At 63.2% G+C, this 16,391-nt stretch carries 16 protein-coding genes; 8 read left to right on the top strand and 8 right to left on the bottom strand.

From position 1 onward, the window contains the following. Positions 1 to 23 precede the first annotated feature (23 nt). Positions 24 to 773 (top strand): TSUP family transporter, encoded by a 750-nt coding sequence (locus K1X15_RS19025; protein ID WP_220305110.1) that lies wholly within the window; start codon positions 24 to 26, stop codon positions 771 to 773. Positions 774 to 962: 189 nt separating this feature from the next. After that, positions 963 to 2,015, top strand: a complete 1,053-nt coding sequence (locus K1X15_RS19020; protein WP_338033478.1) for an NAD(P)-dependent oxidoreductase — start codon at positions 963 to 965, stop codon at positions 2,013 to 2,015. Positions 2,016 to 2,561: 546 nt separating this feature from the next. Here the strand turns inward: K1X15_RS19020 and K1X15_RS19015 are convergent. The 4 genes from K1X15_RS19015 to K1X15_RS19000 form a co-directional block, all read right to left on the bottom strand. Beyond that, positions 2,562 to 4,298 (bottom strand): ABC transporter permease, encoded by a 1,737-nt coding sequence (locus K1X15_RS19015; protein WP_220305109.1) that lies wholly within the window; start codon positions 4,296 to 4,298, stop codon positions 2,562 to 2,564. Continuing rightward, positions 4,276 to 5,265 (bottom strand): ABC transporter substrate-binding protein, encoded by a 990-nt coding sequence (locus tag K1X15_RS19010; RefSeq protein WP_220305108.1) that lies wholly within the window; start codon positions 5,263 to 5,265, stop codon positions 4,276 to 4,278. The genes K1X15_RS19015 and K1X15_RS19010 overlap by 23 nt, the downstream gene beginning before the upstream one ends. 77 nt (positions 5,266 to 5,342) lie before the next feature. Further along, positions 5,343 to 6,407, bottom strand: a complete 1,065-nt coding sequence (locus tag K1X15_RS19005) for an MBL fold metallo-hydrolase (RefSeq protein WP_035077460.1) — start codon at positions 6,405 to 6,407, stop codon at positions 5,343 to 5,345. After that, the gene (locus K1X15_RS19000; RefSeq protein WP_035077463.1) at positions 6,404 to 7,459 is read right to left on the bottom strand and encodes an ABC transporter ATP-binding protein; all 1,056 of its coding nucleotides are present in this window, start codon (positions 7,457 to 7,459) and stop codon (positions 6,404 to 6,406) included. The genes K1X15_RS19005 and K1X15_RS19000 overlap by 4 nt, the downstream gene beginning before the upstream one ends. Before the next feature lie 206 nt (positions 7,460 to 7,665). Between K1X15_RS19000 and K1X15_RS18995 the strand changes: the two genes are divergently transcribed. The 6 genes from K1X15_RS18995 to K1X15_RS18970 are packed head-to-tail and all read left to right on the top strand — an operon-like array spanning position 7,666 to position 13,378. Beyond that, positions 7,666 to 8,925, top strand: a complete 1,260-nt coding sequence (locus tag K1X15_RS18995; protein ID WP_220305107.1) for an ABC transporter substrate-binding protein — start codon at positions 7,666 to 7,668, stop codon at positions 8,923 to 8,925. A 60-nt stretch (positions 8,926 to 8,985) separates the two neighbouring features. Continuing rightward, a complete protein-coding gene (locus K1X15_RS18990; protein ID WP_220305106.1) occupies positions 8,986 to 9,852 on the top strand; it encodes a carbohydrate ABC transporter permease in 867 nt (288 codons plus the stop codon). Then, complete coding sequence (locus tag K1X15_RS18985; protein WP_035077473.1) at positions 9,842 to 10,651, top strand: carbohydrate ABC transporter permease; 810 nt, start codon at positions 9,842 to 9,844, stop codon at positions 10,649 to 10,651. The genes K1X15_RS18990 and K1X15_RS18985 overlap by 11 nt, the downstream gene beginning before the upstream one ends. Before the next feature lie 16 nt (positions 10,652 to 10,667). Continuing rightward, positions 10,668 to 11,417: a glycerophosphodiester phosphodiesterase family protein gene (locus K1X15_RS18980; protein ID WP_220305105.1), complete on the top strand. Its 750-nt coding sequence runs from the start codon at positions 10,668 to 10,670 to the stop codon at positions 11,415 to 11,417. After that, positions 11,414 to 12,439 carry an ABC transporter ATP-binding protein gene (locus K1X15_RS18975; protein ID WP_035077480.1) on the top strand — a complete coding sequence of 342 codons (1,026 nt, stop codon included), beginning with the start codon at positions 11,414 to 11,416 and terminating at the stop codon, positions 12,437 to 12,439. The genes K1X15_RS18980 and K1X15_RS18975 overlap by 4 nt, the downstream gene beginning before the upstream one ends. A gap of 48 nt (positions 12,440 to 12,487) precedes the next feature. After that, entirely contained in the window at positions 12,488 to 13,378 is an 891-nt protein-coding gene (locus tag K1X15_RS18970) for a MurR/RpiR family transcriptional regulator (protein WP_338033476.1), read from the top strand. Between the two features lie 93 nt (positions 13,379 to 13,471). Here the strand turns inward: K1X15_RS18970 and K1X15_RS18965 are convergent, their stop codons facing one another. From K1X15_RS18965 to K1X15_RS18950, 4 genes are all read right to left on the bottom strand, one after another. Further along, a complete protein-coding gene (locus tag K1X15_RS18965) occupies positions 13,472 to 14,743 on the bottom strand; it encodes an MFS transporter (RefSeq protein ID WP_220305104.1) in 1,272 nt (423 codons plus the stop codon). A gap of 106 nt (positions 14,744 to 14,849) precedes the next feature. After that, the gene (locus K1X15_RS18960; protein ID WP_220305103.1) at positions 14,850 to 15,209 is read right to left on the bottom strand and encodes a TraR/DksA family transcriptional regulator; all 360 of its coding nucleotides are present in this window, start codon (positions 15,207 to 15,209) and stop codon (positions 14,850 to 14,852) included. Between the two features lie 80 nt (positions 15,210 to 15,289). Then, positions 15,290 to 15,631 (bottom strand): hypothetical protein, encoded by a 342-nt coding sequence (locus K1X15_RS18955; protein ID WP_220305102.1) that lies wholly within the window; start codon positions 15,629 to 15,631, stop codon positions 15,290 to 15,292. 206 nt (positions 15,632 to 15,837) lie between these two features. After that, positions 15,838 to 16,356 (bottom strand): NYN domain-containing protein, encoded by a 519-nt coding sequence (locus K1X15_RS18950; protein WP_220305101.1) that lies wholly within the window; start codon positions 16,354 to 16,356, stop codon positions 15,838 to 15,840. Positions 16,357 to 16,391: the final 35 nt, after the last annotated feature.

Below are 16,391 nucleotides of genomic sequence, written 5' to 3'. Positions count from 1 at the left end.
TCGGAAAGCGATAGGCGACAGTGATGACCACAATCGATCTGTGCCAGCTCATGCTGGTCGCAGGCGTCGCTGCTTATCTGCAGACCCTTACCGGATTTGCCTTTGGCCTGGTTATGATGTGCGCAATAGCCATTCTCGGCCTCATTTCACTTGCAGACGCGGCGATTATCGTAGGCATCCTGTCGGTGGTGAACTCCGTTCACATCCTGATCAGAGGCTGGCGATATGTTGCCTGGCGGGAATTCTGGCTTGTGGCCGGTCCGTCGCTCGCTGCAACAATCGCTGGTTATGCGATGCTGGAACGCGTCGCCGCCTCGAACCTGGTACTTTTGCAATTGATCCTGGGAGTGGTGATCATTGCAGCTGCGGTCCAGCTTGTGTCCCGACCCCACCCCTTGAGCAAAAGGTCATCAGCGAGGCAATTCATTGTAGCCGGAGCTGCAGGCGGTCTCATGGGAGGGCTCTTTGCCACTGCGGGGCCACCCTTGGTCTACCTGTTCTATCGCCAGCCCATGGCGATCACGTCGATCCGGGTGACTCTTGTCCTTGTCTTCACTGTCGGCATTCTGCTGCGGACGACATTGGTCGTTGCGACCGGTGATTTTCCCTTTATCCCTGTGTTGTGGAGCTTGCTGACGATTCCGGTGATTCTCGCCGCCACCGAGATAGCACACCGATGGCCGCCCGTGCTCTCACCCGAGACCCTGCGCCGCGTTACATTCGGCCTGCTCCTCGCCTCCGGGCTCGGCCTTGCCTTCAAGGCTCTTATCTAGCGTTTCCTTTTGCGTGCACTATTCATCACCAAACACCAACGACCGGCGCGGCTGTAAGTGTCCCTGCTGAGATGCGTCTCGCACCGCGTCAACCTCCTAATTCTCGCTAGCCGCGTGCCCCGCCGCGCTGCCGATGGGCAGTGGCTCGCCCAATCCATTCTCTGATAGTCCGCCGGAAGGAACAGACCTATGGACGCCCTACCTCACCGTATCGTCATGCTGGATCGCGGCACTTTTCCCGCGGACACCAGGATCAAAGGTCCGAAGTTCCCGCACGAACTGGTGCTTTATGAGCGCACCGCTCCTAACGAAGCTGCTGCCCGTGTCGCCGATGCCGCGGTGATCATCACCAACAAGGTGCCGATCACACGAGCCGTTCTGGCGCAGGCGCGGCAGCTCAAGCTGGTGGCCGTTGCCGCCACCGGCTATGACGTCATCGACGTTAAGGCCTGCGCCGAGCGTGGCGCCGCCGTGTGCAATGTGCGCGACTACGCCCTCCACACCGTGCCCGAGCATACCTTTGCGCTGATGCTGGCGCTGCGGCGCAGCCTCATGCCGTATCACCACTCAGTCGGAAAGGGCCGCTGGCAGCAAAGCGGCCAGTTCTGCTACTTCGATTATCCGATACAGGACCTTGCAGGATCGACCATTGGAATTTTCGGCGGCGGCACCATCGGTCAGTCGGTGGCCGGCATCGCCCGAGCCTTCGGGATGAAGGTGCTGTTTGCCGCCCGCCGCGGTGCCCCGACCCAAGCGAATCGCACCCCATTCGAGGCCGTCCTAGAAGAATCCGACGTTCTTACTTTCCATCTGCCGCTGCGTCATGAGACGCGCCACATGATCGGCGCCGCCGAGTTTGCGCGGATGCGGCGCAAGCCGCTGGTCGTCAATACCGGACGCGGCGGGCTAGTGGATGAGGCGGCGCTGGCCGTAGCGCTCGAGTCGGGACAGATCGCAGGGGCGGGGTTCGACGTGGTCACCGTCGAGCCCATGCCGGCCGATCATCCGTTCCAGAGGTTGATGGGCCGTCCGGACTTTGTTCTGACACCCCATGTCGCCTGGGCAGCCGCGAAGCCACTCAAGCTGTTGCCAACCAGGTGTTCGAAAATATCGACAATTTCTTCAGTCGATTTCCTTCGAACCTGGTGCTTCCTTGACGCTGTGCCAATGGCCTTGAAGCAAGTGACGATGAGCATCGATGATGCTGGCCAAGTTGGAACCGCCACGCACTCACTTTCTTGAAGAAGACTGTGTGCGGCAAATATAGACCGGTATTGCAGATACCTTTTACTAGGTACAGGACTTCAGTTGACCTGATTCGTGCCGTTTTGGAGCCGACTGTGGGAGTGGACCGCGTTTCCCAGGACAGCCGGCGGTTAAGTTTAGGCACCGACTGTTGTGCGCTACTGGTCGGTCCGTCAGGTGGCACCCACTCTTTCTGGCTCTGATTTGGTCTGGCCTCGAAGTCGGCATCAGCGGTATGTGGATTGGAGACTTCAGCTTCCTTAGATTTCAACCGGAAACTAGGCCGACCGGATTCTGCCCCTCACTCTTTACCTGCGAACCTGGCGGGAAGGGCAGGGGGCTTCCTAATTCGCCTGGCAGCAACGCGCCCCGTTCCGGCCGTTAAGAGCCAAAAAGCCGGTTCTCGAAAGCAGACATGCAAATTTGGCAGGGATAGTTCCGCCAGCAGCCCCCGCTGTTTCCCCTTCCATACACTACGCGGGATTGTGCATTTGGGCAGTTCAGTCGGTTTGTCGGATATGGGCAAAGCCACGCATCCGGAAGCTAGAGCAGCGACGCGCTGGGGGCAAAGCGGCGCGCGGTGACTTCAAGCAGCAGGGCTACCGCCAGGGTCACGGCAACGACGACGGTGGCCAGGGCCGAGGCCGCCGGGGAGTTCCCCTCATACTGCAGGAAGAACACCATCACGCCCAGCGTCTCTGTGCCGGTTGACCACAGGAGGGCCGAGAGCGTCAATTCGTTGAAGGCGCTCATGAAGACGAGGAGGGCACCGGCAATGGTTGCGGGCAGCACCGAGGGCAGCGACAGCTGCACAAGCCGCCGCGGCACGCGCGCACCGAGGATCTGGCCGGCCTCGTCGAGTGCCGGATCCATCGTGGCGTAGCTTGCCGCGACAGGACGGAGCGCCAGTGGCAAGAAGCGGGCCAGATAGGCGACTAGAATGATCCAGGCGGTGCCATAGAGTGACACGCCGAACACCGGCAGTGGCGGCAGGAAGACCATGATTACACCAAGCGCCAGCACAGTGCCGGGAACGGCATAGGGCGCGTCGGCAAGAAGATCTAGCAGCCGGGCGAGCGCATTTCGGCGGACGGTGGTCAGGTAGCCGAGGATGAAACTGGCCAGGGCCGAAATCAGCGCAGCGGCGCCGGCCAGAAGAAAGCTGTTGGTGAAGGCGCGGCGCAGGGCGGCATTGCTGAAAAGGAAGCCGAAATTATCGAGGCTGAGGGTGGCAACGCTCAAGCGAACGCCAAGCGCCGGAACAAGGGCGCTGGCGATCAGTGCCAGCAGCGGCAGAACCGAAATCAGCAGCACAAGCAGCCAGACGACACACTCCATGGGCAGGCGGAACCTGCCGAGCGCGAAGGGATCAAGGGGCTGCCCGGTGCGGTCGAGGTAGGAGGTGCGGCGCAGCAACAGCCAGCGGAGCAACAATCCGGCTGCAGCCAGCAGCACCAGCACCAGCGACAGGCTCGCCACCTGCGCCAGCGCCGACGGCCCGAAGCCGGTGAGGCGTTGATAGATCAGGGTCGTCAGCACCGTGACGCGCCCGGGGATGCCGAGCAGTGCCGGCACGCCGAAATTGCCGATGGCCGCGACGAAGGCAAGGGCACCGCCGGCCAACAGGCCCGGCCGGGCCAGTGGCAAGACGATGCGCCAGAGGATCGCCGTGCGCCGCGCGCCGCTCACGCTGGCGGCTTCGACGAGATCGCGCGGCAGTGCGCGCAAAGAGGTCAGCGTCGCCAGCATGACCAGCGGCGCATGTTCGAGCCCCATGACCCAGATGATGCCGCCCATGGAATATAGAGGATTGGTGGTGCCCGGTGGCGGCGCAAGGCCGGCGAGGCGTAGGAGCGGGCTTGAGGGGCCGGTGAGTTCGATCCAGGCCAGGGCCGAGATCTGCGGCGGGATCAGCATGGGCAGCAATAGCAGGAAGCCAAGTGCTGTCCGGCCGCGAATGTCGGTCAGATGCAGCACGGCCGCGCCCAGCCCCCCGATCAGCAGCGAGACCATGGTCGCGCCGACCGAGGCAATCATCGTATTGCCGAGTGCGCGTGGCGCCGCGCGGCTCTGCCAGACGTCGAGCAGGATGCCGAAGGCCTGGCCGTCCTCGCCAGGCCGCAGCGCCTCGATCAGCAGCCGGCCGAGCGGCATCACCCCGACCACGAGCACGTAAAGACACAGTCCGGCGAGGAGGAAAACCTCGCCGGACTGCGAAGGCCACCGCATGCGCAGGGGTGGCAGCAGGCCCAGGCGATCAGCCGCCGAAGAGATCGGCAAAGTGCTGCTTGTTGGCTTCGTCGTCGGCCAGCATCTGGTCGAAGTCGGCCGGCAGAATGTTCAGGGAATCGACTTCCGGATAGCCTTCGGGAACGGCAACGCCGGCAAAGATCGGGAAGTAGCCCTGGGTGACCGACTGCTCCTGGGCGGACGCGGACAACTGCCAGTCGACAAAGATCTTGGCAGCTTCGAGCGCGTCGGTGTCCTTGAAGATGGCGATCGGCTGGGTGATGGAGGAAACGCCCTCGGCCGGGAAGACGAAATCGACGGGCGAGCCGTCCTTCTTGGCGTTGAGCGCCATATATTCGATGATGATGCCATAGGGCTTTTCGCCACGCGCCACGGCCTCGACCACGGTGCCATTGCCCTGGCCGGCCACGGCGCCATTGTCAGCGAGAGTCTCGTAATATTCCCAGCCGAATTCGGGCTGCTGCGCAACGGTGCCGACATGGATGACGGCCGCGCCGGAATAAAGCGGGCTCGGCATGATGAGGCCTGAGGCGATCTCGGGCTGGGTGAGGTCGGCCCAGGCAGTCGGCGGCGTGTCGACCAGGTCGGTGTTGTAGATGATGCCGGTGGTGATCAGCTTGGTGCCGAAAAAGGTCATGTCCGGATCAACGACGCTGGCCGGAAGGTTTTCGACCGGCGCGTCGGTATAGGCATAGAGCAGGCCTTCGTTCTTGAGCTGCGTCATGGCGACCGCATCGGCGATCAGGATGACGTCGGCCTGGACCTGACCGGCGGCCACTTCGGCCTGCAGCTTGCTCATCACTTCGGTCGTGCCCGAACGGAAGAGTTCGACGGTGATCTCGGGGTGATCGACGTTGAACGCCTCGATCACGGCTGTCATCTGCTCGGTGGGCTGGGACGTATAGACGGTGATGGTCGAGCCATCCTGGGCCAGAACGGAGGCCGGAACGGCCGAAATGGCGAAGGCTGCCGCAAGGCGAAGAAGCGTTGTTTTCATCGGATTTTCCATCGTGTGACCCGCGGGTGCGAGCGTCGGAGGGGACGTAGCCAAATCGCGTGACATCGGCGTGACGCTCAGGCGAGTTGCAGCGCGCCTTCCGTCCAGGGGATGGCGGGCAACGCCGCATGCAGGGCGCGGAGTTGTTCCGCCGGCACGAAGGCAGGCATCACGACCTCCGGCTCGACCGCGTCGAGAAGGGCCCGAATGTCTGACAATCGGGGGTGCACGTTCCAGCGCAGGACGCTGGCGCGGCCTCCGGCAACGGCAAGCGCCGCCGGCGTGCCGCGCGAGACATGGCCGGTGAAGACGATTTTGACTTCGCCGGTCCGCCAGGTGGCGAGCAATTGCGCGGCGAGACCGCCGCTTGCATCGGCCTTGGCTGCGATCATGACGCCGTCCGGCTCGTCATCTGCATAGAGAGTTTCCGTCTGCTCGAGCAGGGAGGCCAGGCGCTCTAGTGCGCCCGGTGCCAGTTCCGCGCCGCCCTCGATCAGCATGGCGGCCACGGCGCGATGGACGGGGCAGAGGCGGACGCGATGGCCTGCCTCCCACAGCAAGAGCGCCATTTCCAGGCCGCGGCCCGCCGCCGGAGCGGGCAGCAGCAAGGGGCCGGCGGCGGCAAGTGCGGTCAGTTCGGCAAGGGCCTGCTGCACCGTGCCGTCCCAGGCGCCATAGGAGGCATCGGCAACCAACGCACGCGCGCGCGGCCAGGGTTCAGCAGGATAGAGGTTGCTTTCGAGCGAGAAGTCGCCGGTATAGAGCAATCCTTCTGCGCCGCCGATCCGCATCCAGACGGCGCCGGGGGCATGGCCGCAGCGGCCGGTGGCGATCTCGAGGCCGAGATGGCGGGCGGCATCGTCAAAATCGCCGACGGCGCGGATATCGGCGAGCCGTGCGGCAAGGCCGGTGGCAAAGACCGGGGGGCTGCCGATGTCTCCGAGGCGATACAGGGCACCGGTATGGTCACGGTGGGAATGGCTGACAAGAACTGCGTCCACGGTGCCGACGCCGACCAGGTCGGGTTCGCGGTCGTCATCGGGCCCCTTGCCGCAATCGAGCAGCAGGCGGCGTCCGGCGATCTCGAGAAGGAAGCAGGCGGGTCCCTTTTGTCCATAGCCCGATATCGCGGTCAGCCTCATGCCGGGAGCACCCAGCCGCCGGTCACGGCAAGATCGACACGCGCACCGGGCTCTGGCGCCGCCGCCATGCCGAGGCCGATGGTCTTGCCGCCAAACTGCTCCAGCGCCAGCGTCACCAGGTGATCGGCGCCGCGGAAGGATGTGTCGACTACCCTGCCGACCAGATGGGGCCGCAGTCCGGCCGCTGCCGGGACGACGTTTTCGGGACGCAGGCTGAGCTGGGCGGCGCCGACTGCAGCCACACCCGGAAGGTCGAGCGTCACGCCCCCGAGGGAGACGCGGCGCGTTCGGTCGTCGAGCCGTGCGGCCACGTCGACCGGCAGAACCACCCCCTTGCCGAAAAACTCGGCCACCATCCGCGTCGCCGGCTGCCCATATAGCTCCTGGGGCGTTCCCAGCTGCTCGATGCGACCGGCATTCATGACGGCGACCCGGTCGGCCAGGGCCATGGCCTCGGCCTGGTCATGCGTGACAAAGACGAAGGTGGTGCCGGTCTTGCGGTGAATGCGGCGAAACTCGGCCTGCATGGACTCGCGCAGGTGCGGATCGAGATTGGCCAGCGGCTCGTCGAGCAGGATGAGTTCAGGCTCGGTCACGAGGCAGCGCGCCAGTGCGGTGCGCTGGCGCTGGCCGCCGGACAGTTCGGGCGGTCGGCGACTGCCCAGGCCCTCGAGTCCAACCATCGCAAGGGCGGCCTCGACCCGTGCCGCGCGCTCGCGGCCGTGCATACCCCGCACCGACAGGCCAAAGCCCACATTTTCGGCGACGCTCATGTGCGGCCAAAGGGCATAAGACTGAAATACCATGCCCAGCTTGCGCGCTTCGGTCTCAACCCAATGGTCGGGGCCAGCCACCACGCGGCCAGCGATCTCGATCTCGCCGGAGGTTGGCCGTTCGAGCCCGGCAATCAGGCGCAGCAAGGTGGTCTTGCCGCAGCCGGACGGTCCCAGCAGCGCGAGGAAGGTGCTCGGCTCGACCGACAGCGTCACATCCTGCAGCACTGCGGTGTTGCCGAAGCGCTTGTTGATCTGCCTCAGTGTGATCTGGTCCATCGCAATCGCCCCTTCGGGCGGTGGCTGTAGGCAGGCGATGTGACAATCGTGTAACGGCAAGGCCGGCTGCGGGTCTGCCTGGCCTCCGAAGCCAGGAATTCGCACGTCGATCCTCCGTCACGCAACCTTCGCCTTAGCGTTAAGAAACCGTCAGCTCTGCCGCGTACATCGACCGGGCAATGCAATTACAATTGCAGGGAGAGATCATGTCACGCAATTTGCACATCTCGATTGCAGCCAGCTTCGTCGCCCTGGCCGCCTCCACCATCGCCGCCCAGGCGCAGACCACAGTCAGCTTTTGGCACAGCTTCAACAATCGAGCCGGTGAAGCTCTCGAAGAAATCATCGCCAACTACGAAGCCGCCAATCCGGACGTCGACATCCAGGGTGAGTATGTCGGCAACTACAACGACATCGTCGCTCGCCTGCAGGCCGCCATTCCTGCCAACCGGGCGCCCGCCGCAGTGATCCTGGAGGTCACGCGCTACGGGCTCTTTGCCGATGGCGGTGTGCTGGTGGACCTCACGCCCTATTTCGAAGCCGACCCGCTCAAGGACGAGCTCTATGATTATGCTCGCGAAATCGGGGTCATAGGGGACAAGAACTATATCGTCCCGTTCAACTCCTCGACCCCGGTCCTGTATTACAACAAGGACATTTTCGCCCGCGCCGGCATTGAGGGCGAGCCCGACCTCGGCACTTTCGACGAGATCCTCAAGGCTGCCCAGACAATCACCGAAACGCTTGGATCAGAGGGCATCACTGGAATCGCCGCACCCGGCCAGTTCGCACGCTGGGGCCTCGTCATGGCCAATGGCAGCGACCTCATCGATTCCATGACCGGCGAAATCCTGCTTGATGATCCCAAGACCATCGAGGCCTACGAATGGATGGCATCCCTCGTGGATGAGCACAAGGTCGCCTCGGCCGACGGTGTCACCGAGGAAGACAACGGACGTGACGCGTTCCTCGCCGGCAAGGTCGGCATCATGATGAACTCGACCGGCAACTATGTCGGCGCCCGCGAAGCTCTCGGCGATAACCTCGGCGTTTTGCCCATGCCCTGCAATCCCGATTGCTCCGTGCCGATCGGCGGCGCCGGCATCGGCATTCTTGCCAGCGCTCCGCAGGACGTCCAGGACGCGGCTTATGATTTCGTGAGCTATGCCGCCTCGGCCGAAGCCAACGCCATCTGGTTTGCCGCGACCGGCTACCTGCCGATCAACAAGAACTCGGCCGAACAGCCTGTCGCCGCCGAAGCACTGGCCAACCAGCCGGGCATCGACGTAGCGATCAAGTCCCTTCCCTATGCCCACGGCCGTGCCCGCACCCCGGTGGTGACCTGGATGCGCACTACCGAGTACGATGTGTGGCAAGCGATGGCCTTGGGCCAGACCCCCGTGGAAGCGGCGATGACCAAATTCGCTGAAGACACCCGTGCTGAGGAAGCCCGCATCAGCAACTGATCCTCTGCCAGATGGGCGGCGGGCCATTTCCGGTCCGCTGCCCTCCCAGGTGCCTGCGAAATGTCCAAGCTCACGCCCTATCTGCTGGTCGCGCCGCTTATCGCCTTCATCGCGATTTTTACCTATGTCCCGATTGTTTCGAGCGTCGACCTCAGCTTCCGCTCCTGGAACTTCATGTCGCCGGAAATGCCGTTCGTCGGCTTTTCCAACTATGCGCGGCTCTTTGCCTGGGACGACTTTTGGGATTCGCTCAAGGTCACGACGATCTTTGCGGTCATATCGGTGCCGATCAGGCTGGTGCTGGCCCTGGCCATCGCGAGCTACCTCAAGCGCGAAACGCTGAGCTCGCGAGTCTTGCGCGGGGCCATGTTTCTGCCGACCATCACTTCGACGGTCTCGATCGCGGTTGTCTTTTCCTGGGTATTCTCCACCGACTATGGTCTCGCCAACGGCCTACTGACCGCCATGGGGCTGGGCAAGGTACCGTGGCTGCAGGACCCGAGCCTGACGCTCCTCGTCCTCATCTTCATCAACACCTGGAAGCAGCTTGGCTACGACGTCATCATCTATATCGCCGGGCTGCAGGCGGTGCCTCAGGAGCTCTACGACGCTGCCGCCATGGACGGGGGACGGCGCTTCCAGGTGTTCCGGCGGGTCACCGTGCCGCTCATTATGCCCACGACCTATTTCCTGCTGGTGATCTCGGTCATCGAGGCCTTCCAGATTTTCACCATCATCAACGTGATGACGCGCGGCGGGCCGGCGGGAGCGACCGACATGCTGGTGCACCTGCTTTATCGCACCGGCTTCGTGCTCTTCGATATCGGCACGGGCTCGGCGCTCGCCATCATCCTTTTCGTGCTGCTGATCGGGCTGGCCCTGGTCAAGGCGCGGGTCCTCGGCGCCAAGGTGCACTATGAAGCTTAGGCAAAACGCAACGACCGCGCTGGCGCTCGTTGCCGGGCTCCTGTTCCTGTCGCCGGTCCTCTACTCGATCTGGATGTCGTTCCAGACGGCGCAGTCCTATTATCGCGGCGGCTTCGAATTCAGCCTGGGCAACTATGGGACGGCGGTCACCAAGTTCAATTTCGCCCGCTACCTCGTCAACTCGATCATTGTGTCGGGCATGGTGACGCTGGTGGGGCTGGCGGTTTCGACGACGGCGGCGTTTGCCTTCGCGCGCTTCGACTTCAAGGGCCGCGACCTGCTCTTCGGGATCACGGTGGCGACTTTGATGATCCCGAGCCACATCACGCTCATTCCGAACTATCTGACCCTGGCGCGGGTCGGCCTGCTCGATACCTATGCCGGGCTCATTTTGCCCGCGATCTCCAACGGCTTTGCCGCGTTTTTCCTGCGCCAGTACATCCGCGGCATTCCGCGCGCACTCGATGAGGCAGCTTACATGGACGGGGCACGGCCGCTGCAGGTCCTGTGGCGGGTGATCGTGCCGATCTCGCGGCCCGCCATCTTCTCGATGGGGCTCTACATCTTCCTTGGCGAGTGGAACAACTACATCTGGCCGCTCGTCGCGGTAGGCAAGGAAGACCTCTATACGCTGCAACTCGGGCTCGCCAGGCTCTACAGCGTCAACCCCGGTGAAGGATTGATCGACTGGCCGCTGGTCATGGCGGCCTCGACCATCACCATCCTGCCGGTCCTGTTCGGCTTTTTCCTGGTGGAGCGGCATCTGGTGCGCGGCATCACCATGGGCGCCGTCAAATGATACAAGGACAAAGACGATGACACGCATCGCATCCCATCGCGGCGGCACGCTCGAATTTGGCGACAGCACGCCCACCGGATTTCGCAAGACGGCGCAGATGGCGCTCGAGGAGGTCGAATTCGACGTCCATCCGACACGCGACGGCGCCATCATGGTCCATCACGATGCAACGCTCGAGCGCACCACCGACAAGACCGGGGCGATCGCAACGCTGAGCGAAGCCGAGGTGCGGGCCGCGACCATCAATTACAGCGGCGGCGAGCATCCGCTCTCGCTGGACGAGCTTTGCGACATCTATCGCGACAGCACGGTCGAGTTCCGCTGCGAGATCAAGCCGGATGCCGAAGGCCGCGCCTACAGTAACTTCGTGCCAGGGGTCGTCGATACCTTGCGCAAAGGCGGTATGCTGGAGCGGACGCGGTTCTCGTCGTTCCTGCTCGATACGCTGGTGGAGCTCGGTGCGGTGACGCAGCGGCCCTGTCTCTGGCTGGTTAGCCCGCAGGTCTTGCGGCTCGTCGGCAGAACCGCGCTCTTTGAAATAGTGCGCGCGCGCTCGATATCCGAGATCGGGGTCCACATCGACGAGGCGGACGCCGAGCTGATGGCGGCGGCCAACGACGCGGGAATCGCTTTTGGATGCTGGGCAGCACATACGGCCGAACAGATCGAAAAGGCACTTGGGCTGGGGATCAAGGTCTTCACGACCGACCGGCCGAGCCTGGCCATTGCTCTGCGCGACAATCGAGCGGGGAGGCAGCCGGCATGAGCGCCATAGCGCTACGTAACGTCCGTAAGGCTTATCACGGCGGTCCGACGGTGCTCCACGATCTGTCGATGGCAATCGAAGCCGGGGAGTTCATCGTTATCGTCGGCCCCTCCGGATGCGGCAAGTCCACGCTTTTGCGCCTCATTGCCGGGCTCGAGCGCGCCGATGGCGGCGATATCGAAATCGGCGGCACCCGCGCCAACGACTTGCCGCCGCAGGACCGCGATATTGCGATGATCTTCCAGAACTATGCGCTCTACCCGCATATGAGCGTGCGCGAGAACATCGCCTTCGGGCTCGAACTGCGCGGCGTGCCCAAGCGCGAACGCAACGCGCGCGCCGAGAGCGTCGCCGGGATGCTACAGCTCGACCCCTATCTCGAGCGCAAGCCGGGCGCACTCTCGGGCGGGCAACGCCAGCGCGTGGCCATGGGCCGGGCCATGGCGCGCAAGAGCTCCATCTTCCTGATGGACGAGCCGCTCTCCAATCTCGACAATGCATTGCGCATCGCCATGCGCACTGAAGTCAAGGAACTGCATCGCCAACTTGGTGCCACCATGGTCTATGTGACCCACGACCAGACCGAGGCCCTGTCGCTGGCCGATCGCATCGCCGTGATGAAGGACGGGCACCTGTTGCAGTTCGATACGCCTGAGGCGATCTATGATCGGCCGGCGCACCGGTTCGTCGCCGGGTTCCTTGGCGTGCCGCCGATGAACTTTCTGTCGGCAAAAGCGGTGCCGGGCTATTCGGGACCCGAGGGACTGACCATAGGCCTCCGCCCCGAGCACCTGTCCATTCATGCCGGGGAGCCGGCGGCCAACGGGCTGGGTGTGCGGCTCCTGCTCTCGGAAATGACCGGGGCGACGGTCATCCTTCATTGCGAGAGTGCCGCCGGGCGTATCACGCTGAACTGCGCGCGCAAGGACATGCCACAGGGGAGCGATGCCCTGTGGGTAAATCTCGAGCTTTCGCATGCGCTCTATTTCGATGAAGACGGCAAGCGTGTTGAATTGTCCTGAAGGCAGGAAGCACACCTGCGTCCCTTTTCATCCAGGCCGGGATCGTCCGTGATCGAAACGAAAGATACGGTTTCCGAGGCATTGCGGAACCTCATCGCGCGCAATTCGACGCGACTGACGCGGGCGGACGAGCGCCTGCTCGAAGTCCTCACCCAGGACCCGGTGCGCGCTGCCATCGACAATGGCGCGGCTGTGTCGTCCCGGGCGGGCGTTCATCCGGCATCGGCGGTTCGCCTGGCGCGCCGGCTTGGCTTTTCCGGCTATCCAGAATTTCGCACCTTCATCCAGTCGAGCCTGATCGCGGGCGGGGGCGACCTCGACAGTCCCGCTGCGCGAATGGCGGCGCGACTCGTCAAGGCGGACGACGGCGGCATTCTCTCTTCGATCCTCGACAGCGAAATCGCCGCACTCGAGCAGGTCCGCCAGCGCGTATCGGGCGGTGACATCCGCCGATTTGCCGAGTGCATCCGCGAGAGCCGGCGCGTTTTCGTCTTCGGGCGCGGACATTTTGCCTCTCTCTCGGCCCTGGTGACCTTGCGCCTCAATCGCTCTGGCTATCCTTGCGTCGATCTCGGCAGTCGCATGCACCAACTCCCCGAGGTGTTGAGCCAGATGACGCGCAAGGACACGCTCTGGCTTTTCTCCTTCCGCCGATCGGTGCCGGTGCTGAACGAGATCAGGGCCATCGCGCATTCGGCCAAGGCTACGACCATGGCGATTACCGACCTGAAGGGCGTACTGATCAGCCCCCCGCCCGACCACCACATCGCTGTCTCGCGCGGGGCTGTGGGTGAGTCGCAGTCGCTCGTCGTTCCCATGACGATCGCCAATGCCATCATCCTCGATCTTGCCTCGATCGATGAAGGTCATTCGATCCGCTCCCTTGAGCGGTTCAAGGCCTTTCGCACCCAGAGCGGCCTCTCACGCTCTCTGACCTGAGGCGTTACGGGCAGCTAAGCGCCCCATTCCCGCCACTAGCGGGTTCATTCTGATTGCCTGTAAGCGGACACCCCTCTGGAAGCCGCAAGGCCTTCAGACGATGGTTGCGACCCGGCGAGACATGGCGGACTGGAGGACCAGGTAAAGTATGGAACCAAGGCCGCAATAGGTCGCGTAGCCGAAGGTTTGGATCGTGATCGGTGCGCCTGCATCAATGAGGTAGCCTGCAATGCCCGGACCCAAGGCAGAGGCGGCAACCAGGGCTGCGGTGGCCAGCGATCGAATGGCACCGATATGGGCCGTGCCGTATATCTCCACCCATAGGGCTCCAACCACGGGGTTCATCATACCCTGCGTCATGCCGATGCAGATGAAAGCGATAGGGACGGACCATATTGGCGCAACCGTGCCCAGGATGAGGCTGGCTGCGGCGAGGGGCAGAAGTACGATTGGCATGAGGCGCCACGATCCGAAACGATCAACCAGAAACCCGGCGACGATGGATGACACCGCCACCGAGAGCGACAGGAAGGGAAACATGGCGGTGAATGTCGTCAGGTCCCAACCCTTCACCTGGGTTAGGTGGGCTTGGTGAAAGATGTAGAGCGTGCCGATCGCCGGGGGTGCCATGATTCCCGGAAGCAGGAAATAAAAGAGCGGATCACGCAGGACGCGCGATCTCGTCCATTGTTTGCCAGTTGGCTCCATCGTGCCCATGCCATCCGGATTGGCAATGACCGGACGACCCTTGCGCCCCTCGGGAGGGTCGCGCAATAGGAACCAGATCGCCGGAACGACCAGACCAACGAGCATGGTTGCCGCGCCCGCCCAGACATTGCGCCAGCCAAAGGCGAGGATGGAAACCGTCAGCACGAATGGCAGGATGGCGTCACCGATCGTATAGCCCAGCCCTGCGAAGGACAGCGCTCGGCCACGGAAGCGGTTGAACCATCGGGACATCGTGGTCATGGCGACATGGCTCAGCATGCCCTGACCGAAGAAGCGCAGCATCGCCAGTGCCACCACCAGGATAGCGACATGGCTCGCGCCGGCCATGAGGAGTGCAGTGGCGGCCAGACCCAGCATGCAGCTGATGGCCAGGCGACGTGCCGGGATCTTGTCGGCGAGGATTCCAGCGAAGACCAGCACGCTGGCGCTGGCGAGTGTGGCCAGCGTGTAATAGCCGCCGAATTCGCCGTGGCTCAGCCCGAATTCGGTCCTCAGCGCGGTGTTGAACTGGGCGATGAAGTTGGTCTGCCCCGGCATTGTCGCCAGCGTCATCATGGCGCCACCGGCAATCCATTGGAGCTGGCGACCCGTCAGTTCGGACAGGGGCGGAGACTTCGGCAAGGCAATAACAGACACGATATGACTTTCCCGGCAGAACGCCGGCAGAAATGAGTGGGCATGAAAGGCTGGCCGAGGAGTCGGCTCAAGGCAGGTCCCGTCAGCTTAACATCGGCGGGAGCCGCTACCCAGCGCTCCTTTGAGCACAGGATATGCAGAGCGTCGCGGCCGGGTCGATTTCGAGACGCTTGAGCGCGATGGGCTCGCCACAATCCAGGCACTCGCCGAACTCGCCGGTTTCCAGCCGCCGCAGCGCCATTTCCAATGCGACCTTTCTCGCCTGGCGTCGCTGACCCGAGGCCTGAGCAAGAGCCTGGCCCTGCATGGCATCCATCCGTGACAGGCGCCCCACGCTCTGCTGGTCAAGCTGCACGGGTGCCCGATCCGCCTCGGTGCCCTCGGTGAGGCGTTGCAATTCTGCGAGTTCGTCGCGGATAAGGGCCTCAAAACGCGTTGCGTGCTTGGGGCCGAACTGATCAACCATGGGTCTTCTCCCATAGCCATTGCACACCCGAGAGTTCAGTCGCGGCACTGTTCAACGGAAGGGTGTTCATGTCCGCCTCATCAGATCACCGCCAGGGTCCAACACCAGGGCGAAACCGATAACAGTGTCGAGGCGAACCTGACCCTGATATGGCGTATTGCATCAATCAGAAATTCGCCGCTGCCTTTGGTCGATGGGCTGCCATTTTCGTCCAATCCCCGGGTCATATAGGTCAAGGAGATGGCATCTGCCCTGCTGCCAGAACAGTGGCGACAGCTGGCAGAGGGATGATGGGGCTTGGTGTTCCCATCCGGGGTATCAAGGCTTTCCGGGAAAAGCCGGGCCATCGCCTGGTCGACCGCGAATGAGGCGTCGGCGTCTGTGTGCCAGCGACCACCCCGTGCCGCCGCCGTTTCCTTCATGAACCACCATATGAATCCCCTATGATAGCAGGACGACAGGATGCGAGCCCGGGAGTGGCTCGGGGTTAGTCGCATGAGGACCCAGAGCCCGGCGGCATAGGCGTACTGTTCCAACCGGCGCCGACGCCAGCGTTGAAACAGTGACAGTGACCTCGATACTATCGGCAAAGATACCTTCTCCCAAGTAGCGCCTTTACGGCAGAGGATCATGTGCGAGCGATCATCTCGCGATGGTCGTAGAGGTCAATGAAGCCCGAACATTCGGTGACCAGTTGTTCGTGTGGCGCAATGGAGGGTGGCGCATGCAGTGTCGACACCAGCGAGACCTTTGTCCCGCGCTCGACCAGCGCGGTTACCAGAGGGGTCAGCTTGATGTCCGCCCCGACGAGCAGAACCTCGTCCCCCGGCTGGGCGACTTCCATCGCGTCCACGGCCAGGCCCACCAGGTTGGTGCCGTATCGCTCCCGTGGGAGGTCGTCGATTTCGCTGTTATCATCGCCCAGAACTTCGAAATCATGGCGGGACAACCAGCCAAGGAAACCCTCCTGTCGCTGCGCCTCCTCGGCGTCACGCAGGTCTCGGTGATAGTGGGCCGCCGCGATGGCTCCTGCTTCCGCCAACCTGTTTCTGAGTCTGCCGAAGTCAATGGCGATCCCGAGCACCTTGCGGAGCCGGTCGCAATGGGCTCCGTCGATGAGCAGGATGCGCTTCCCTTGCTCTGTCATGATCTCGCTCCTTGCCTCGTGCAGTGGCTGGCGGC

The organism is Devosia salina, assembly GCF_019504385.1.
In the GTDB taxonomy this organism is placed as follows: domain Bacteria; phylum Pseudomonadota; class Alphaproteobacteria; order Rhizobiales; family Devosiaceae; genus Devosia; species Devosia salina.
This window is presented reverse-complemented; position numbering and strand designations above follow the sequence as displayed.

Bases quoted from the DNA above. Each gene is read 5' to 3' on its own strand.
- K1X15_RS18955 (WP_220305102.1), bottom strand. From the start codon at position 15,631: ATGAAGGAAACGGCGGCGGCACGGGGTGGTCGCTGGCACACAGACGCC.
- K1X15_RS19020 (WP_338033478.1), top strand. From the start codon at position 963: ATGGACGCCCTACCTCACCGTATCGTCATGCTGGATCGCGGCACTTTT.
- K1X15_RS19000 (WP_035077463.1), bottom strand. From the start codon at position 7,459: ATGGACCAGATCACACTGAGGCAGATCAACAAGCGCTTCGGCAACACC.
- K1X15_RS18960 (WP_220305103.1), bottom strand. From the start codon at position 15,209: ATGGTTGATCAGTTCGGCCCCAAGCACGCAACGCGTTTTGAGGCCCTT.
- K1X15_RS19005 (WP_035077460.1), bottom strand. From the start codon at position 6,407: ATGAGGCTGACCGCGATATCGGGCTATGGACAAAAGGGACCCGCCTGC.
- K1X15_RS19025 (WP_220305110.1), top strand. From the start codon at position 24: ATGACCACAATCGATCTGTGCCAGCTCATGCTGGTCGCAGGCGTCGCT.
- K1X15_RS18975 (WP_035077480.1), top strand. From the start codon at position 11,414: ATGAGCGCCATAGCGCTACGTAACGTCCGTAAGGCTTATCACGGCGGT.
- K1X15_RS18995 (WP_220305107.1), top strand. From the start codon at position 7,666: ATGTCACGCAATTTGCACATCTCGATTGCAGCCAGCTTCGTCGCCCTG.
- K1X15_RS18990 (WP_220305106.1), top strand. From the start codon at position 8,986: ATGTCCAAGCTCACGCCCTATCTGCTGGTCGCGCCGCTTATCGCCTTC.
- K1X15_RS18980 (WP_220305105.1), top strand. From the start codon at position 10,668: ATGACACGCATCGCATCCCATCGCGGCGGCACGCTCGAATTTGGCGAC.
- K1X15_RS18985 (WP_035077473.1), top strand. From the start codon at position 9,842: ATGAAGCTTAGGCAAAACGCAACGACCGCGCTGGCGCTCGTTGCCGGG.
- K1X15_RS19010 (WP_220305108.1), bottom strand. From the start codon at position 5,265: ATGAAAACAACGCTTCTTCGCCTTGCGGCAGCCTTCGCCATTTCGGCC.
- K1X15_RS18950 (WP_220305101.1), bottom strand. From the start codon at position 16,356: ATGACAGAGCAAGGGAAGCGCATCCTGCTCATCGACGGAGCCCATTGC.